Annotated in this window: 14 protein-coding genes; 8 read left to right on the top strand and 6 right to left on the bottom strand. The window is 68.8% G+C overall.

The genetic code is table 11. The features are described 5' to 3' along the window. From VNF92_13185 to VNF92_13175, 3 genes are read right to left on the bottom strand one after another with little or no spacing between them, the layout of a single operon-like run. On the bottom strand, positions 1–900 hold the full coding sequence (locus VNF92_13185) for an alpha/beta hydrolase (protein HVA58829.1): 900 nt from the start codon (positions 898–900) through the stop codon (positions 1–3). A 10-nt stretch (positions 901–910) separates the two neighbouring features. Continuing rightward, positions 911–1,639 (bottom strand): cytochrome c biogenesis protein CcdA, encoded by a 729-nt coding sequence (locus VNF92_13180; GenBank protein ID HVA58828.1) that lies wholly within the window; start codon positions 1,637–1,639, stop codon positions 911–913. After that, positions 1,639–2,205, bottom strand: a complete 567-nt coding sequence (locus VNF92_13175; GenBank protein HVA58827.1) for a TlpA disulfide reductase family protein — start codon at positions 2,203–2,205, stop codon at positions 1,639–1,641. The genes VNF92_13180 and VNF92_13175 overlap by 1 nt, the downstream gene beginning before the upstream one ends. Positions 2,206–2,510: 305 nt before the next feature. Between VNF92_13175 and VNF92_13170 the strand changes: the two genes are divergently transcribed. The 6 genes from VNF92_13170 (at position 2,511) to VNF92_13145 (ending at position 7,059) form a co-directional block, all read left to right on the top strand. Next, entirely contained in the window at positions 2,511–3,086 is a 576-nt protein-coding gene (locus VNF92_13170) for a hypothetical protein (GenBank protein HVA58826.1), read from the top strand. Between the two features lie 166 nt (positions 3,087–3,252). Beyond that, a complete protein-coding gene (locus VNF92_13165) occupies positions 3,253–3,576 on the top strand; it encodes a metalloregulator ArsR/SmtB family transcription factor (protein HVA58825.1) in 324 nt (107 codons plus the stop codon). Continuing rightward, positions 3,567–4,610, top strand: a complete 1,044-nt coding sequence (locus VNF92_13160; GenBank protein ID HVA58824.1) for a permease — start codon at positions 3,567–3,569, stop codon at positions 4,608–4,610. Before VNF92_13165 ends, VNF92_13160 begins: the two co-directional genes overlap by 10 nt. 20 nt (positions 4,611–4,630) lie before the next feature. Then, complete coding sequence (locus VNF92_13155) at positions 4,631–4,864, top strand: thioredoxin family protein (GenBank protein HVA58823.1); 234 nt, start codon at positions 4,631–4,633, stop codon at positions 4,862–4,864. A gap of 65 nt (positions 4,865–4,929) precedes the next feature. After that, positions 4,930–5,733: a DUF1080 domain-containing protein gene (locus VNF92_13150; protein HVA58822.1), complete on the top strand. Its 804-nt coding sequence runs from the start codon at positions 4,930–4,932 to the stop codon at positions 5,731–5,733. Between the two features lie 99 nt (positions 5,734–5,832). Then, complete coding sequence (locus VNF92_13145) at positions 5,833–7,059, top strand: GGDEF domain-containing protein (protein HVA58821.1); 1,227 nt, start codon at positions 5,833–5,835, stop codon at positions 7,057–7,059. A gap of 205 nt (positions 7,060–7,264) precedes the next feature. Here VNF92_13145 and VNF92_13140 read toward each other — a convergent pair whose 3' ends face one another. Then, a complete protein-coding gene (locus tag VNF92_13140; protein ID HVA58820.1) occupies positions 7,265–8,671 on the bottom strand; it encodes an amidohydrolase family protein in 1,407 nt (468 codons plus the stop codon). 195 nt (positions 8,672–8,866) lie between these two features. Here VNF92_13140 and VNF92_13135 point away from each other — a divergent pair, with 195 nt between their 5' ends. After that, positions 8,867–10,582 (top strand): carboxypeptidase-like regulatory domain-containing protein, encoded by a 1,716-nt coding sequence (locus VNF92_13135; GenBank protein HVA58819.1) that lies wholly within the window; start codon positions 8,867–8,869, stop codon positions 10,580–10,582. A gap of 191 nt (positions 10,583–10,773) precedes the next feature. Next, the gene (locus VNF92_13130) at positions 10,774–13,938 is read left to right on the top strand and encodes a glycosyl hydrolase (protein ID HVA58818.1); all 3,165 of its coding nucleotides are present in this window, start codon (positions 10,774–10,776) and stop codon (positions 13,936–13,938) included. Positions 13,939–13,983: 45 nt separating this feature from the next. Here the strand turns inward: VNF92_13130 and VNF92_13125 are convergent, their stop codons facing one another. Next, the gene (locus VNF92_13125; protein ID HVA58817.1) at positions 13,984–16,443 is read right to left on the bottom strand and encodes an ADOP family duplicated permease; all 2,460 of its coding nucleotides are present in this window, start codon (positions 16,441–16,443) and stop codon (positions 13,984–13,986) included. 180 nt (positions 16,444–16,623) lie between these two features. Then, positions 16,624–16,883: hypothetical protein (locus VNF92_13120; protein ID HVA58816.1), on the bottom strand; the 260-nt coding region annotated here is incomplete at its 5' end.

The following is a 16,883-nucleotide window of genomic DNA, read 5'->3' as shown; positions in this document are numbered from 1 at the left end:
CTACGCAAGAAAGCTTGAAATGGCTGAGAAGAACTCGGCCGGCGCCTCCCAGAACGGGAAATGTCCGCAGTGCGGCAGGAGCGTGAACGCGGCGCCGGGAATCGTGGCCGCGAGTTCCTGCCCAACTGCCGGCGCCAGCACATCGCCGTCGCCATGCATGACGAGCGTCGGCGCGCTGATGGCGCGCACGTCGTGGCGCCAGTCGTAGCCCTCGCGGCGCAGCCGGGCGAGCACCGGCGTTCCGGTGGGGCTCGCTGTCTTGGGCATCGGGAACGTGGCCGCGAAGCGCTGATCCACGAACCAGGCGGCATACGATGCACGCAGGTGCGCGAGGTGGATATCGGGATCGGGTTCGCCCAGCATCTCGTCGCTGATGCCGGCCAGGGCGGCGCGGTCGGCGTCGGTGGAACGGGCCATGGCTTGAGCGCGCAGCGGCGCCATCCACGCGCTGGTAGGCCCCACCGAATCGGCGAGTACCAGCCGCCGCACGCCGGCGGGGTCCTGCGCCGCGGCGAGCATGGCGATGCCTCCACCCCATGAGTGGCCGAACACGTCCCACTCGCGGATGCCGAGGGCGCGCCGGAGGGCGGGGACGTCGCCGGCATCGTCCTCGATCCGCGCGGCGAGCGGATCGGCGGGCGGCTGCGAGGCGCCGCGCCCGCGCTGGTCGTAGAGAATGAGCTGTCGGCCCGCGGCCAGCGGGGAGAGCGCTGGCCACAGCATGGCGTGGTCCACGATCAGGCCGCCGTTCACGCACAGCAGGGGCGGCGCGTCGCCAACGGGGGGTGAGGTGAACACGGCGAGCGCGAGCCCACCCGCTCGCACGGTCTGGCGGTCGAGCTTGGGCGGATGCGGGATCGTGCGGCGAAAGGCGAAGAAGCGTTCGCGGGCAGACGTCACGCGGCGAAAGCTACCCCGGCAGGCCGAACCCCGCGAAGAACTGTGAGAGCACGGTGAACTTGCCCGTGAACAGAAGCACGCCGACCACGATCATCACGACGCCGGCCCCGATCTCGATGGGTCGCAGCCAGCGCCTCAGCCGTTGCGCGCCGGCCAGGTACCAGTTGAGCGCCACCGCAGCGATGAAGAAAGGGACCCCGAGCCCCAACCCGTACACGCCCAACAGCATCATGCCCTTCGCCATCGTCGTCTTCATTCCCGCGTACAGCAGGATGGAGGCGAGCACCGGTCCCACGCACGGCGTCCATCCCGCGCCGAACGCCATGCCGACCACCACGGAGCCGAACCGTCCCGCAGGTTTGGACGCGAGTTGCACGCGGCGCTCGCGCATCAAGGCCGGCAATCGCAGCACGCCAAGCAGGTAAAGCCCGAACAGCACGATCACCACGCCGCCTACCTGCTGGAGAAGCGGCAGCGAGCGGCGCAGCATGCCGCCGAGCGCCGTGGCCGTGGCGCCGAGGGCAACGAACACGAGCGTGAACCCGAGCACGAACAGGGCCGCGTGGACGGCGGCGGCGCGCCGGGCCTGGGCGCTTCCCTCGACCGTCAGATCTTCGAGCGTCATGCCCGTGACGAACGTGACGTAGCTCGGCACCAGGGGCAGCACGCAGGGCGAGAGGAAGGACGCCAGCCCGGCGACGAAGGCCAGCCCGAGGGATACCGAGGCCGGGTCGTTCATCACGTGCCGGCTGCGTCGGCGGTCGAGTCGGCGAGCAGGCGCTGCACCGCCTGCTCCAGCGCCACCGCGGCGAAGATGCCGTGCACCTCGTTGCGGATGCGACCCTGTTTGTCGATCAGGAAGGAGGTGGGCAGCAGGTTCACGCCCCCATAGCTCTCGACCACGTCGCCGGTGGCCATGGCCACGGGGTAGGTGATGTGATTCTCAGCCAGGAACTTCTGCACGCTGGCCACGCTCCCGGCGTCCATCGAGACGCCGACCACGACGAAGTCCTTGTTCTTGTTGCGGTCATACACCGACTGGAAACCGGGCATCTCGAACCGGCAGGGGGGGCACCAGGATGCCCAGAAGTTGAGCAGGACGACCTTCCCGCGGAGTTGATCGCTGGTCACCACGTGCCCGTCGAGGGTGGTGAGTTGGAAGGCCGGAGCGGCGGCGACATCGGACGAGGACACACCGGCAGCGGCGGCGACCTGGGGCCAGAGGCGGTGGCCCACGAAGATGCCGAGGGCGAGCCAGAGCAGGGCTTCCCAGTGGAAGCGAAAGCGGAACTTGGGGACGCGCATGGCGATTCGAATCGGTTTGGGTGCCGGCCGGCGGGCCGGTCGATATGCCTATATTCTCTACTGGTTATATAGTAATGTCACACGCCCGCCGCCCCGCGGCAAGTGTCCGGGGCACATCCCCAAGGTAGGGGTGCGGGGCGGGTTGGCATAGGCCGGGCTCGACCCCGAGGAGCCGTTTGCTGGGTTCGGTTTCAACCCCTGAGGTGGTCCGGCTGCCATACCGGTTGCGTGGAGTTCCAGAAGAAGGCAAAATATCGCCGCATCCGCCCGAGTCTCGCGCGCCAGCCACCCCCACCCGACCATCGATGACCGGCTACCAGATCGCCCTGTTCTTCCATCTGCTGGCACTCCTTGCCGCGACCGCAGCATCCAGTATCGTGCATTTCGCGGCGGCTCGCCGCGCGGCCGCGGCGACGCTCCGCGAATCCATGGACTGGGCGCGGCTCATGGGCTCGACGGCGCGCGTCTTTCCGATTGCCGTCATCACGCTCATGGCGACCGGTGCGTACATGACTGCCAGCCACTGGCACTGGCGCCAGGGGTGGGTGCAAGCGGGGTTTGCCGGCGCGCTCTTGCTGTTGGCGAGCGGCGCCGTGGTGGGCCGGCGCGGCGCGGCCGAGGCACGAGCCACCGTCGGGCGACTCCAGAGTGCCGGGCGCGAGCTTCCGAATGACGGGGCTCGGGATCTGATCATGGCGTTGCTGTCTGGCGCGAATACCGGGCTCGCGCTCGCCATCGTGCTCGTGATGACGATCAAGCCTGGCCTCGCCGCTTCGCTCGCCGTGCTCGGGACAGGCGTGGCCATGGGCGCGTATCTGGGACGCGGCCGTGTGCACGCAAAGGCAGCGTTGGTCGACGCGTCGGAGATCGAGGCGGCCTGATCCGCGGGGCGGCGGGACGGATGCACAGGAGGCTTTGCGCCATCCTGCCGTTCGTTGCTTCCAGGAAGTCAAGATTCATCGGGAAAGTGCCTACAGGACGTCGGGAGCGTGCCGATGCCGTGTAATCGCGTAGACGGGTTCACTCCTTCGCAGGAGGAACCCGGTCATGCGAAGTCTCAGTCAGACATTCAAGGCACTGTCCGACGGCACGCGACTCGACATCCTCGCCCTGCTGTTCCGCCACGGTGAGTTGTGCGTGTGCGAAGTGGAAGCGATCCTGGGTTTCTCGCAGTCCAAGGCGTCGCGTCATCTGCGTTATCTACTGGCAGCCGGCCTCGTGCAGGACCGTCGAGACGGACTGTGGGTGCGCTACCGCGTGATCGACGCGCCCGCGCCCGAGCAGCGGCTCGTACTCGATACGGTGCGCGCACTCCTCACCGAGGCTCAGGTTGCCGACCTCGACGTCGGCACGAGGCTGCCATGCGCGTGACGGCGGCCGGCACCGGCTGGCCCGGCACCCATCCGCGAGCGTTCGTCGGGACTGCGGCACTGGTCTGGCTGGCCGCGTATCTCGCACTGGGGCCGACCTCGGCGGCGTTGGTGGCCGCTTTGCCCATGGACCCGTCGAGCCACTTTGGCGGGTCGCTGCAGTTCTTTCTCTTCGACACGCCCAAGGTCCTGCTCCTGCTCACCGGCGTGGTGTTCGTGATGGGGATGGTGAACTCGTACTTCACCCCCGAGCGCACCCGCGCACTGCTGGCCGGCCGCCGGGAAGGCGTGGCCAACGTCATGGCGGCGAGCCTCGGCATCGTCACGCCGTTCTGCTCCTGCTCGGCGGTGCCGCTGTTCATCGGGTTCGTGCAGGCGGGCGTGCCGCTCGGCGTCACCTTCTCGTTCCTGATCTCAGCGCCGATGGTCAACGAGGTGGCGCTGTCGTTGCTGTTGGCGCTGTTCGGCTGGCGGATCGCGCTGCTCTATCTCGGCCTCGGGCTGTCGGTGGCGATCGTGGCGGGCTGGGTGATCGGACGGCTGCGCATGGAGTCGTCGCTCGAAGATTGGGTGCGCGAGATGCCTCGCGTGGAGACGCAGAATGCGCACGAGCGCCTGACGCTTGCCGAGCGCCTCGCGGCGGGGTTCGCCGCCGTCCACGAGATCGTCGGGAGAGTCTGGCCGTACATCCTCGCCGGCATCGCGATCGGCGCCGTGATCCACGGTTACGTGCCCCAGGCCTTCATGGCCTCGTTCATGGGACGGGACGTGTGGTGGGCGGTGCCGCTGGCCGTGCTCGTGGGCGTGCCGATGTACAGCAACGCAGCCGGGGTGATTCCCATCGTGCAGGCACTGCTCGCCAAGGGGGCCGCGCTGGGGACCGTGCTCGCCTTCATGATGAGCGTGATCGGCCTCTCGTTCCCCGAGATGGTGATCCTGCGCAAGGTGCTCAAGGTGCGCCTGATCGCGACGTTCGTGCTGGTGGTGGCCGCGGGCATCCTGCTCGTGGGTTACGTGTTCAACGCGGTGCTGTGAACGGAGACATGGAGAACGTCATGACGAACATCAAAGTGCTCGGTACGGGCTGCCCCAATTGCCGGAACACCATCGCCTTGCTCAAGACCGTCGCGCGGGAGGCCGGCGTGGACGTGGAGTTGGAGAAGGTGGAGGATATCCAGGACATCATGCGGTACGGCGTCCTGGCCACGCCGGGGGTGGTGATCGATGGGAAGGTGGTGCACGCCGGGGGCGTGCCGAGCCGGGCCAAGGTGGAAGGGTGGTTGCGCTGAACGCGGTCCGCATGCAGGATGCACGCGCCCCCGCGCGCACGCCATTCCATCTGGAGATTCCCGTCATGAAGGCGCCCGCCACCCTTGCCGTCCTGATGTTCGTCTGCGTTGCCGCCCCGTCGGCGAGCGCGCAGGGCACCAAGCCCCGCCCCGAAGAGACCGAGGTCTGGAAGCCCGTCCCGGCCGTCGTCACGCCGGGCCGCACCGATCTCGATCCGCCATCCGACGCCGTCGTCCTCTTCGACGGCCACGATGAGTCCCAGTGGGTCTCGGCCCAGGACCACTCGCCGGCAGCATGGGACGTGCACGGCGGTGTGCTCACGGTGAACAAGAAGGCTGATAACATCGAGACCAAGCGCTCATTCACGAACTACCAACTGCACCTTGAGTGGCGCGTGCCCGCGGGGATCACCGGCTCGGGGCAGGCGCGCGGCAACAGCGGCGTCTTTCTCGCCTCGACCGGTCCGGGCGACGACGGGTACGAGATCCAGATTCTGGACTCGTACAACAACGCCACGTACGTGAACGGCCAGGCGGCGGCCATCTACAAGCAGTATCCGCCGCTGGTGAACGCCATGCGCAAGCCGGGCGAGTGGAACGTCTACGACGTCATATGGACGGCGCCGACGTTCAAGCAAGACGGCTCGCTCGACACACCGGCGTACGTGACGGCCTTCCACAATGGTGTGCTGGTGCAGAACCACGTGGCGCTGTTGGGGCCGACGCTCTACATCGGCAAGCCGTCCTACAAGGCGCACGGGCCGGAGCCGATCAAGCTCCAGGCGCACGGCGATCCGAGCGCGCCGATCAGCTTCCGCAACATCTGGGTGCGGGTGCTGCCGGATACGGCGCAGGTGCACATGCCGTAGCGGTCGCCGAGTACTGATCTGGCCGGCAAGGGCGCGCCCCCCGCGCCCGCGCCGAGGACGCGTCACCTCTCGCACGGCTCGGTCGTCATTCTCGCGCCCATGCTGACGCAGAAGCTGATGGCCCTCGTCTTCCCCGAGGGCATCCTGCTCGCCGCCGCGCTGGCGCTGGTCCATTGGGGGGCGGCGGCTCCCTCGGCGGCGCCCGTCGTCCGTGCCTATCCGATCGTCGTCCTCGTCGCGGCCACGCTGCTCGCCTGGCGGTTCGGGCGCGGTCGCCTGCTGCTCGCCCTCGCCGCCCTTGCGCTCGCAGACGGGGCGTTGCGCTGGCTCATTCCATTCGACTCGGCCACACCGTTCGCCGGGCCGGCGGTCGTGCGCGCGGTGGCCATGCTGCTCCCCGCCACGCTCGCGGTGTTGGCGTTGCTTGACGAACGCGGCCTGTTCACGATCGTGTGGCTGCAGCGCCTCGGCCTGCTCGCCGTCCCGGCGGTGGCGGTGCTCGGCGTCTGGCTGCTCTCCGCGGTGTATCCGGAGGCTACGGCCCGCGCTTTCGACTTTGCGATCCTGCCGCCGCGCACGCTCTCGTGGCTGCCGCTCGGGCAGCCCGCGGCCATCGTCGCGTTGGCGGCGCTCGCCGTCCTCGTCGTCCGCACCTTATGGCGGCCCGAATTCGAGAGCCGGGGATTCCTGTGGGCGGCGGTCGCGAGCGTGATCGCGGTGGGCGCGGGGCCGGCCGGCGGACGCGCGACGCTGTACCTGTCCAACGCGGGGCTCGTGCTCGCGGTTGCCACCGTGGAGACGGCTTACGCCATGGCGTACCGCGACGAGCTCACCGGTCTTCCGGCCCGGCGGGCATTCGACGACATGTTGAAGCGGCTGGACGGCACGTACACGGTAGCGATGGTTGACGTGGACCACTTCAAGGCGTTCAACGACACCTACGGTCACGACACCGGCGACCAGGTGCTGCGCATGGTGGCCGGTTGCCTGAGTCGGGTCCGGGGCGGTGGCCGAGCATTCCGCTACGGCGGGGAGGAGTTCGCCGTACTCTTTCCCGGGAAGACCGCTGAAGAGAGTGCACCGCATCTCGAGACGCTGCGCGAGGCGGTGGCCGAGGCGGCGTTCACCATCCGCGGCCCCAAGCGCCCCCGACGGAAGCCGAAGACCCCCCGCGCTGGGGTTTCGAAGCGACGGGAAACCGCCGTCACGGTGAGCATCGGCGCCGCGCATTCACGCGGCTCGGCCGAGCCCGGGAACGTCGTGAAGGCGGCAGACCGGGCGCTGTATCGCGCGAAGCAGGGTGGCCGGAATCGCATCGAGAGTTGAGTCCGGATCGGGGTGGTAGGGCGCTCGTTCATAGGGTGAGAACGTCGCCCCTTGCCTCCCGCACGGCCTTGGCGTTCCGTAGGCATGGCGCTTGGGAGGGGTGCCGGTATAATCGTATTGAGATCATCTTGGCGACCGGCGGGCGAATGCGTTCTCCAACAACGAGTTCGGAGGCCGCCGGTCTGTGCGCACGCGGCACGGCGCCTCAGGGCGCGTGAACGCCCTCGCCCTTGTACACGACGCCGCCCTTCATTACGAACTGCACGCGCTCTACCGCCGTAATGTCCTGCAGCGGATTCCCGGGCACCGCAATCACGTCTGCAAAGTATCCGGGCGTCAGTTGTCCCACTTCGTTCTGCCACGTCAGAATGCGCGGATCGTTCCGGTAATCGGCCTCGAGCACGGCCAGCGGGGTCATCCCGTACTTCACCATCAACTCGAATTCCCTCGCCTGCGTCCCGTGCGGGAACGGCCCCACGTCCGACCCCACAGCCATCGGGGTCCCCGCCGCGACCTGCCGTTTGAACTCGCGGATCTTGTACTCCAGCATGGCGTGTTCGCGCGCGGCCGCCGCTGCGCTCCCCGCGTGATCCGCGAAGTATTCGAAAATGGTGAACGTCGGCACGGCGGGGATGTCCTTCTCCTTCATCATCTGCATCGTCCCGTCACTGAGCTGCGTCGCGTGATCGATGGACGCCACGTCCGCCTCCACGGCAAACCGCGCCGCCGGCTCGCCCTGGCAGTGCACGCCCACGTTGGTGTTCAGCCGAGCGGCCTCGGCCACGGCTGCCTGGAGCTGTTCTTCAGTATACTGATATGGCGTATGGAAATCCCAGAACTGCGGGTCGCCCGCCTGCTCGCCGATCCCGAGCTGCGCGCAGATCGGATTACCCATGCAGGGAGCCGAGCCGTCCGGCACCATTTCGTCGGGCCCCGTTTCGTAGATCTTCACGAAACTCGATCCTTCCTTGTGCTGCTCGCGGATCGTCTCGATGAGCTGCTCGGTATCGTTGGCGTAGTCGGCATTCCCCAGGACGTGTTGCGCCGGGTTGAAACCAATTGCGTCCTCGTGGCCGCCGAGGATCGAGATCGCCATGCCGCTGATGCGGAGCCTTGGGCCCGGAATGAGCCCCCGGTTGATGGCATCGCGCACGGCGGCGTCCGCCGGGCCCGCGCCTTCGGTGCCCATCTCGCGCTCGGAGGTGAAGCCCGCCATCAAGTCGGCCTTCGCGGCCAGCGTCGCCTCGATCGTCCGTTCGGGCGCCGACTCGTCCACCGTCTGCATGCCCTCCGAGGGCGGCGCCGGGTGCAGAAAGAGGTGCACGTGGGCGTCGATCAGTCCCGGCATCAGCGTCATGTCCCCGAGGTCGATGACTCTCGCGCCGGCGGGATGCGGCACCGACGTGCCGGCGGCCTGGATGCGGTCGCCCTGGATCAGCACCTCGCCGGGGCTGACGATCCGCCCCGGTACGACCTCGAACAGCCGCGCCGCGTGCAGCACGATCGGCGTCGCGATGGTGGCGGAACCGGTTCCGCGGGCCTGCGCCCGTACCACCGCGGGCGCGGCGCCGAAAATCGTCAGAGCCAGAGTCAGCGAAGCAATCGTTTTCATCGAACCCTCCAGACCGCTACCGAGAATTGCAGACGAACCGCGCCCGCTGCGTGCAGGAGGCAAAAGCTGAGGGGAGGCGGCCCGCTGTCAATGGCCGCGCTCGTTTCGCTTCGCCCGATCCGCCGGGGCCGGCCTGACTGCGGAGCCGGGACAGCGTCGCTTGCGCGCCCTCGATGGGCGCTCATATTCGACCCAATGCGTCTGCGGAGCTGGGTCGCCGTGTTGTTCGTGGCCTGCGCCCGCCCCGCGTTGGCGCAGCAAGCGCACGGGGCGGTGCGGGATGCGTTGAGCCACCAGCCGGTGCCCGGCGCCGTCGTATCCGCGCTCGGCGCCGACGGGGTGTCGCTGGCCCGCGCGCTCAGCGACGCCGCGGGCGCCTTCTGGCTGGCGCTGCCCCCCGGCACGGTGCGCCTGCGGGTGGTGCGCATCGGCTTCCACCCCGTCGATTCCAAGCAGCTGGTCAGCGCCGGGTCGACGCTGGAGGTGAACTTCACGCTCGAACCCCTGCCCTCGCTGCTGGAAAAGGTGACGGTGAGCGAGGGGGAGCAGTGTCCGGACCGCAACGACCGCGAACAGGCGCTCGGCCTGTGGGAGCAAGCGGGCGCCGCCTTGCTCGCGTCCGTGGCTGCGCGCGCCTCGCGGCCCGGGGATATGCAGCTGATCGAATACGAGCGCCTGTTCGGCGAGGACCGGGCGTCGGTGGCCTGGCAGCAGATACGGCGGGCGTCGGCGCGCACGTCGCGCCCGTACGTACCGATCGCGACGGCCGCCTACTTCGCCGCGCACGGCTATCGGTTGGAACGCGGCACGGATTCCGAATTGGGGGCGCCGGACGTGGACGTTCTGCTCGACGACAGCTTTGCCGCCACGCACTGCTTCTCCATCGCCGACTCCGCCGCGGCCCACACCGGCGAGATCGGGCTCGCGTTCGAGCCGGCGCCGGGGCGCGACCGGCTGGTGGACGTCCGCGGGGTGCTGTGGATCGACCGGACGCATCCCGCGGTGCGGACGCTCGAATTCCAGTACACAGGCCTCCCGGATTGGCAGCGCGCCGCGGGAGCCGGTGGCGCGATCTCCTTCCGCGCGATGCCGAACGGCGTCGTATTCATCGATTCGTGGTCGATCGCCTCCCCCGAACTGGTGTCGCGGGGCTTCGCGGCGGGTTCGCGGTCGTCTGGCGGCACGCGGACGCGCGTGATGGTCAGCGGCGGCGTGGTGATCGGCGCGCAGTGGCCCGACGGCAGCCACTGGGATGCGCCCACTGCGTCGATGCACGGGTACGTGACGGCCGCAACGGGCGGCGACCACGACCGCCCCGGCGCGATACGCGGGGTCGACACCGCTGGCGTGCGCGTCTGGCTCGCCGGCACGAACGACACGACCACCACCGACTCCCTGGGCCGCTTCCGCCTTGACGGGCTGCTGCCGGGACGGTACGCCGTGCGGGCGGCCGAACGGCAGCTCGCCATCGGGGGCGTGGCGCAGAATTCCCCGACGGACTCCGCGTTCGCGGCGTTCACCGACACGGTGCCGGCGGTGGTCCATCTGGACTCGGCCGTCGTGGCGGCGCGCGGCGTGTGCGGCGATCCCAACGGTCCGATGCCCGCAACCGTGCTGCTGGTGCACGTGGTGAATGGCGATGGATGGAACGTGCCGCGCGACAGCGTGGTCGCGACCTGGAAGGAAGCCTCGTACCGGGTGCTGGGGATTCCGATCGCACGTGAAGGGCGGTCGGAGGGGCTGACCGACAGCGACGGGCGGGTGGCGGTGTGCGATCCGCCCCGGGGCGAACCGGTGGCGCTCGTCGTGGGGAGTGCGCTGAGCCCGCAACTCACGACCACGGTCACGGTGCCCAAGGCGAATTCGGTCGCGCTCGCGACCGTCCAGTTGGCGGCGCCGCACGCGAAGTAACCGCCGCCGCACCGCGTGGGAGATGTGCCCCGGCGACACCGCGCGGCGCCGCGGTTCCGTTCGCCTTGCCCCGTCACACGCCGATCTCCACCTTCCCAGGTCCCAGACCCTATGCATCGCGGACACTCTTCGCCGACCCCTCGCGGCCAAACAAACGTCGCGTCCGCTCTCTCCTGGAATGAGGCCGAATCATGAGACGCCGCTCTGCTGTTCGCTGGTCGCGCCGAGGGATCGTTCGCGCGATCATCGTGACGTTCACCGCGGTCGCACTCCCTGCGGGCGCGCACGCCCAGGGTACAAAGATCTCCGCGCCCGTCAGCGCACTGCGTTGGCGCAGCGTGGGGCCCTACGTGGGCGGCCGGGTGGTCGCCGTCGCCGGCGTGCCGGGCAAGGCGAACCTCTTCTACATGGGAGCTGTGGACGGCGGCGTCTGGAAGAGCACCGACTACGGCAACGTGTGGAGGAACATCTCCGACAGCACGCTGCCGGGCTCGAGCAACAGCATCGGAGCCATCGCGGTGGCGCCGTCCAACCCGGACGTGATCTACGTGGGGACGGGCGAGAGCGACATCCGCGGCGACATGATCACCGGGGACGGTGTCTTCCGCTCGGCGGACGGGGGGAAGACGTGGCATGCCGCGGGCCTTGAGGACACGCACACCATCAGCAACCTGATCGTCGACCCCAGGAATCCCGACGTGGTCTATGCCTCTTCGTTGGGCCACGTATTCGTTCCCGGTCCCAACCGCGGCGTCTTCAAGACGAACGATGCCGGCAAGACCTGGCAGCGGGTGCTGTTCGTGAACGACAGCACGGGGGTGGTGAATCTGGTCATGCAGCCCGGTGCGCCCGACGTGCTCTACGCGGCGACTTGGCAGGCCTACCGGACGCCCTGGTCCCTCTCGAGCGGCGGCGCGGGCAGCGGCATCTACAAGTCCAACGACGGGGGCGAGCACTGGACGAACATCTCGCGCAATCCCGGGTTGCCAAGCGGGCTGCTGGGCAAGATCGGGATCGCGGTTGCCGCCAGCGCGCCCAACGTCGTCTACGCGACCATTCAGGCCAAGGACGGCGGCGTCTTTCGGTCGGACGACGGCGGCAACAGCTGGACGCGCGTGAACACGGAGTGGAAGCTCCGCCAGCGCGCGTTCTACTACATGGCGATCTTCGTCGACCCTACGGATGCGAACACCGTGTACATGCCGGAGGTCGACGCGCTCTATGTGTCGCGTGACAGCGCCAAGACGTTCACCGCTCTCAGCCCCCCGCACGGCGACAACCACACGGTGTGGATCAACCCCAGCGATCCGAACATCCTGCTCGAGGGGAACGACGGCGGGGCCACGGTCTCGACCGATGGTGGCAAGACCTGGAGCACGGAGGACAACCAGCCGACCGGGCAGTTCTACGACGTCAACATCGACGGCCGGTTTCCGTTCCACCTCTACGGGGCGCAGCAGGACGAGGGCTCCACGGAAGGGCCGAGCGCGTCGCCCAACGGCGAGATCTCGCTGAGCGATTGGAAGATGTCGGCGGGCGGGGAGAGCACGCCGAGCGTGCCCCAGCCCGGAAGGCCGGACATCACGTACGGGGCCGATTATTACAGTCTGTTCATGACGTACGATCGGGCGATCGGCGAGTTCAAGAGCATCAGCCCCTGGCCCTACTATCAGGACGCCGCGTCCTCGGCCGAGCTCAAGTACCGCTGGGCCTGGACGCATCCCATTCTTTTTTCGCCCAACAATCCGGATGAGCTCCTGGTCGGGTCGCAGTACGTGATGCGCAGCGACGACCATGGCGCCACGTGGAAGACGATCAGCCCCGACCTCACGCGGAACGATCCCGCGACGGAGGCACCGAGCGGCGGCCCGATCGACATCGATCAGTCGGGCGCGGAGGTATATCCGTCGGTGTCGGCGCTGGCCGTCTCCCCGCGCGACGACAGCGTGATCTGGGCCGGCTCCTCCGATGGCCTCGTCCACGTGACCACGGACGGCGGTGCGCACTGGACGAACGTCACGCCGCCCGCGCTTCCCACGTGGTGCGACATCAGCTCCGTCGAGCCCTCGCACGTCGACCGCGGCACGGCGTATCTGGCCGCGCAGCGCTACATGTGGGACGACTTCACGCCGTACCTATTCAAGACCACTGATTTCGGGCGGCACTGGACGCCGATCACGGCCGGGCTGCCCAAGGACGCGTACGGGTTCGTGATCCGTCAGGATCCCGCCGACTCGAACCTCTTCTTCCTCGGCACCAAGACCACGGTGTACGTGAGCCTCGACGGCGCGGCGAGCTGGCGGCCGCTCTCGCTCAATCTTCCCCCGGTACAGGTGCGGGGCATCGCCATCGACACGCGGCAGGGCGACGTCGCGATCGCGACCCACGGGCGTGCGTTCTGGATTCTCGACAATCTGACGTTGCTGGAGCAGATGACCGGACGCGCCGCGCCGCCCGCCGACCGCGCGGCGCTGTTCACGCCGGAGCGTGCCTGGCTGAGCCACGCATACGGCGGGCCTGGAGACGAGGGCGCGCCGCACGACGCCGGTGAAAATCCGGCGTTCGGCGCGCGGATCTTCTTCCAGATTCCCAAGACCTATGACGGTTCGACGCCGGTCGAGCTCTCGTTCACCGATTCGTCCGGGGCCCTGATCCGCGAGTTCCACCTGCACCTCAAAGACACGTCCGAAACGAAGAAGTCGAAGGCCGCCGAGGATTCGGAGTCAACGAGCGAGCAGCGGGCCGACGCCCTCAAGCATCTCACCGCGATCCAACCAGGCATGAACCACTTTCAGTGGGACTTACGCTATGCCGACGCAGCGGAGGTGAAAGGATTCAACGCGCCGGAGGACGCCGATGTCGACAACAACGTCGACGGCCCGGTCGTGGTGCCGGGCAGCTATCGGGTCGTGCTCGCCTACGGCGGCGAGAAGCTGACGGCGCCGTTCGAGGTGTCGCTCGATCCGCGGATTCACGTGGGGCCCGACGCGCTCGCGCAGCGTCTGGCGCTCCAGCTGCAGATTCACGCGACGCTCGACTCGCTCGACACCGCGCTCAACCGGGCGATCACCGTGCGCGACAGCCTGGCCAGGGCCGGCCGCGATTCGACGGCGCTCACCCCGCTTACCGGCGCGATTGATTCGCTCGTCCAACTGAAAATCACTTCCAGCGAGGGCGACCTCGTCTTCGAGCCGAAGCTGCGCACCCACCTCGGGCTTCTCGCCGGGCAAATCGACATGGCGTATGCCGCGCCGAACGCCGCCGAAGCGGCCGTCTACCACGTCATGGCGCAGGAGGCGCAGGCGGGCGAGGCCAAGCTGCGCGCGGCGATGGCGAAACTCGGGGTGGCGCAGTAGATGGCGAACCGGCGCAGCTCTCCGCCGACCGGCGGGGCCGAGAAGCTAGTCCGCGCGCATCGCCAGCACGGGGTCGACCCGCGTCGCCCGCCACGCCGGCAGCAGACAGGCCAGCGCGGCGGCGAGCAGCACCACGCCCGCGGCCGCGCCGAGCGATACCGGGTCGTGTGCGCCGACCCCGTAGAGCAGACTCCGCAGCAGGCGCCCGCCGGCCAACGCCGCGGCCAACCCCGCCAGCGCTCCCAGCCCTACGGGCGCCAGGGCCTGTCCGGCAATGAGCCCGCGAATGGCGCCAGCCGGCGCGCCCAACGCGAGCCGGATCGCCAGTTCCTTCTTGCGCTGCGCCACGCTGTGTGCCACGAGCGCGTACACCCCGATCGCCGCCAGGAGCAGGGCCAGGCCCGCGAACGTCATCAATAGCGTGAACTGATAGCGCTGCGGCGCCGTCGCGGCGGCCCGCAGCGATCCCAGCGGCTCGATCTCCGGAATCGCCGCGTTCGGCGCTAGTTTCCAGACTGCTTGGCGCAGGGGCGTTGCGATCGCGCTCAACGGCAGCGCGGCGCGCAGCACCAACGAAAAGGCCCCGGGGTCCCAGTTCCAATACGGCTGATAGACTACCGCCGGGGCGGCCGACGTCAATGTCCCGTCGAGTGCATCGGCAGCCACGCCCACGATTGTCGGCGTCAGCCCGTTGAACGCGATCGGCTGCCCCACGAGGGAGCGCGGGTCGCGTCCCGGCCAGATCAGCCGCGCGGTGGCCTCCGAAATGATCACACCCTCGTGCATCTTCTCCTCGTCGGCCCGGCTCTTCGGCGGCCATCCGGAGGGCCGATCGCTCTCGCGGAAATTGCGCCCCGCAATCAGCGGAATGCGCATCGTCGAGAAGTAATCCCCGCCGACGAAGCGCACGTTCACGCTCGGCTGCTGCGCCGTCGGATACGCCTTTCCCGGCGCGCCCGCCCCGTCGATCCACGTCTCGCCCTGCAGCGGCAGGTGCGACGTGAGTCCCGCGGCCCGCACGCCCGGGATCGCCCCCACGGCCGTCGTGATCTGCTGCAGAATCCGGTCGCGTCCCGCGTCGCCATAGCTGCTGACCACCACCCGGGCTTCGACCGCCTGTTCGGTGGAGAATCCCGCGGGCCTGGTCATCAACCTGTACAGGCTGACGCCCAGGAGTCCGGCCGCGGCTATTAGCAAAGTAGAAAGTGCCGCCTGCAGCGCGATCAATCCCTGCCGCGAGCGCACGCCCGCCGGCCCGGCCGTGGTCGCCGCGCTCCCGGCCTTGAGCGTGTCCTGCGGATCGCCGCGCCCCACCCGCAGTGCCGGAACGAGTCCGGTCAGCATTCCGGCGCCCGCCGAGAGCAGGAGGCCCACCGCCAACACCCGCCAATCCGCGTGTACCTGGTCGAGGCGGGGAATGTCGTCTGGGGCCAGTGCCAGCAGCCCCTGCAAGCCGGCCGCGGCGCACGCCATCCCGAGCGCGCCCCCGATGAGTCCGAGGGTGAGTCCCTCGCCCAACACCTGGCGCGCCAGCCGTCCGGGTTGGGCGCCGAGCGCGATACGGATCGCCCAATCGCGCCGCCGGTCGACCACCCGGCTCACCCAGAGTCCGCCCAGGTTGACGCTGATGATCAGCAACACCGCGCCCACCGCGCCCAGCAGCAGCCACAACTCCTGTCGCGAGCCGTGCGTGGCGTAATCGAGCACCGGCGTAATCGTCGCCTGCAGGGTCATATTCGGCGCCTTGTCCGGCGCGTCGGCCGCCAGGCGGGCCTGAATCGCGTTGAGCTGCGCCAGCGCTTGTCCGGCGGTTACCCCGGACTTCATGCGCCCGATCACCGTGAAGTTGAAGTTCGACCAGACGGATGTCAGGTCACCGCCGATGTCGGGCCCGAACTCGAAGGGAAGGAAGAACTGGGTCGGCTTGCCGGCCGCCATCGGCCCGAGTTCGCTGCCCCCGATGCGGAAGTTGGCCGGCAACACGCCGATCACGCGCGCTTCACCTCCCGGCGCGCCCACTGTCCGCCCGATCACGCGCGGGTCGCCGTTGAACGCCGACCGCCACAGCGCGTCCGTGATGACCATCGGGCGGCTGCTGTCGGCGGCGTCAGCGGGGGCGAAGAACCGTCCGAGTTCCGGCTTGGTCTCGAGCACGTCGAAGAAATTCGGCGTTACTCGCACACCATCCAGGACTTGCGGCACTCCCTGTCCGACGAGGGTGACCGAGGTGCTCTGCAGCGCCGCCATCGCCTCGAATTCGCTTGCCTGTTCCCGCCAGGCGAGAAATGCCGATGGCGTATTCAAGAGCTGGTATTTCTCCGACAGCTGTGGGATTTGCGGCGCGCGCTCGCCCACCAGCACCAGCTGCTGTGGGTTGGGAAGGGGAAGCGGTCGCAGCAGCACCCCGTTCACCACCGAGAAGATGGCCGTGGTGGCTCCCACGCCCACCGCCAACATGACTACCACCACCATGTGAAAGGGGGCCATCCGGCGCATCTTTCTCATGCTCCTCGAGTCCTCTGTTGGCTCTGGGCGTCAGTACGCGCGCGGCCGCCGGACGGTTTCGCTTCCGTGCATGCGACGCGACCCGATGTGCGGGCGGCGGCGGCGGTCTGGTGCCGAGGGTTCGACAGCGGAGAGGCGCGGGTGGTTTGCCGCGTCTCGGCGGAGCAGCCTCGCGACCGGTCAGCTCGAGACGGCCGACGCCGTGCCTTCGAGTAGGACCGCCGCGTTGCGCCTGAGGCCCTCCACCATCGCGCGCTTCACCGGCGAGCTCTTGAGCGCGGTGCGGAATCGATCTTCGCTCATCGCGACCTTCTCACGCGCGAGCGTCGCCGCATCCTTGTCCCAGGTCGCCGCGCGGGGCTGGAAGCGCGGCTCGGTCGCGTCGCGCGCGCGCTTACAGTTGAACGGGCACGCCTCCTGGGAGTTGTGCCGACAAAACT

The organism is Gemmatimonadaceae bacterium (assembly GCA_035533015.1).
Lineage (GTDB): Bacteria > Gemmatimonadota > Gemmatimonadetes > Gemmatimonadales > Gemmatimonadaceae > JAGWRI01.
This window is presented reverse-complemented; position numbering and strand designations above follow the sequence as displayed.

Excerpts from the sequence above, each read along its gene's own strand:
- VNF92_13180 (HVA58828.1), bottom strand. The coding sequence starts at position 1,639 with ATGAACGACCCGGCCTCGGTATCCCTCGGGCTGGCCTTCGTCGCCGGG.
- VNF92_13175 (HVA58827.1), bottom strand. The coding sequence starts at position 2,205 with ATGCGCGTCCCCAAGTTCCGCTTTCGCTTCCACTGGGAAGCCCTGCTC.
- VNF92_13170 (HVA58826.1), top strand. The coding sequence starts at position 2,511 with ATGACCGGCTACCAGATCGCCCTGTTCTTCCATCTGCTGGCACTCCTT.
- VNF92_13165 (HVA58825.1), top strand. The coding sequence starts at position 3,253 with ATGCGAAGTCTCAGTCAGACATTCAAGGCACTGTCCGACGGCACGCGA.
- VNF92_13160 (HVA58824.1), top strand. The coding sequence starts at position 3,567 with ATGCGCGTGACGGCGGCCGGCACCGGCTGGCCCGGCACCCATCCGCGA.
- VNF92_13155 (HVA58823.1), top strand. The coding sequence starts at position 4,631 with ATGACGAACATCAAAGTGCTCGGTACGGGCTGCCCCAATTGCCGGAAC.
- VNF92_13150 (HVA58822.1), top strand. The coding sequence starts at position 4,930 with ATGAAGGCGCCCGCCACCCTTGCCGTCCTGATGTTCGTCTGCGTTGCC.
- VNF92_13145 (HVA58821.1), top strand. The coding sequence starts at position 5,833 with ATGCTGACGCAGAAGCTGATGGCCCTCGTCTTCCCCGAGGGCATCCTG.
- VNF92_13140 (HVA58820.1), bottom strand. The coding sequence starts at position 8,671 with ATGAAAACGATTGCTTCGCTGACTCTGGCTCTGACGATTTTCGGCGCC.
- VNF92_13135 (HVA58819.1), top strand. The coding sequence starts at position 8,867 with ATGCGTCTGCGGAGCTGGGTCGCCGTGTTGTTCGTGGCCTGCGCCCGC.
- VNF92_13130 (HVA58818.1), top strand. The coding sequence starts at position 10,774 with ATGAGACGCCGCTCTGCTGTTCGCTGGTCGCGCCGAGGGATCGTTCGC.
- VNF92_13125 (HVA58817.1), bottom strand. The coding sequence starts at position 16,443 with ATGAGAAAGATGCGCCGGATGGCCCCCTTTCACATGGTGGTGGTAGTC.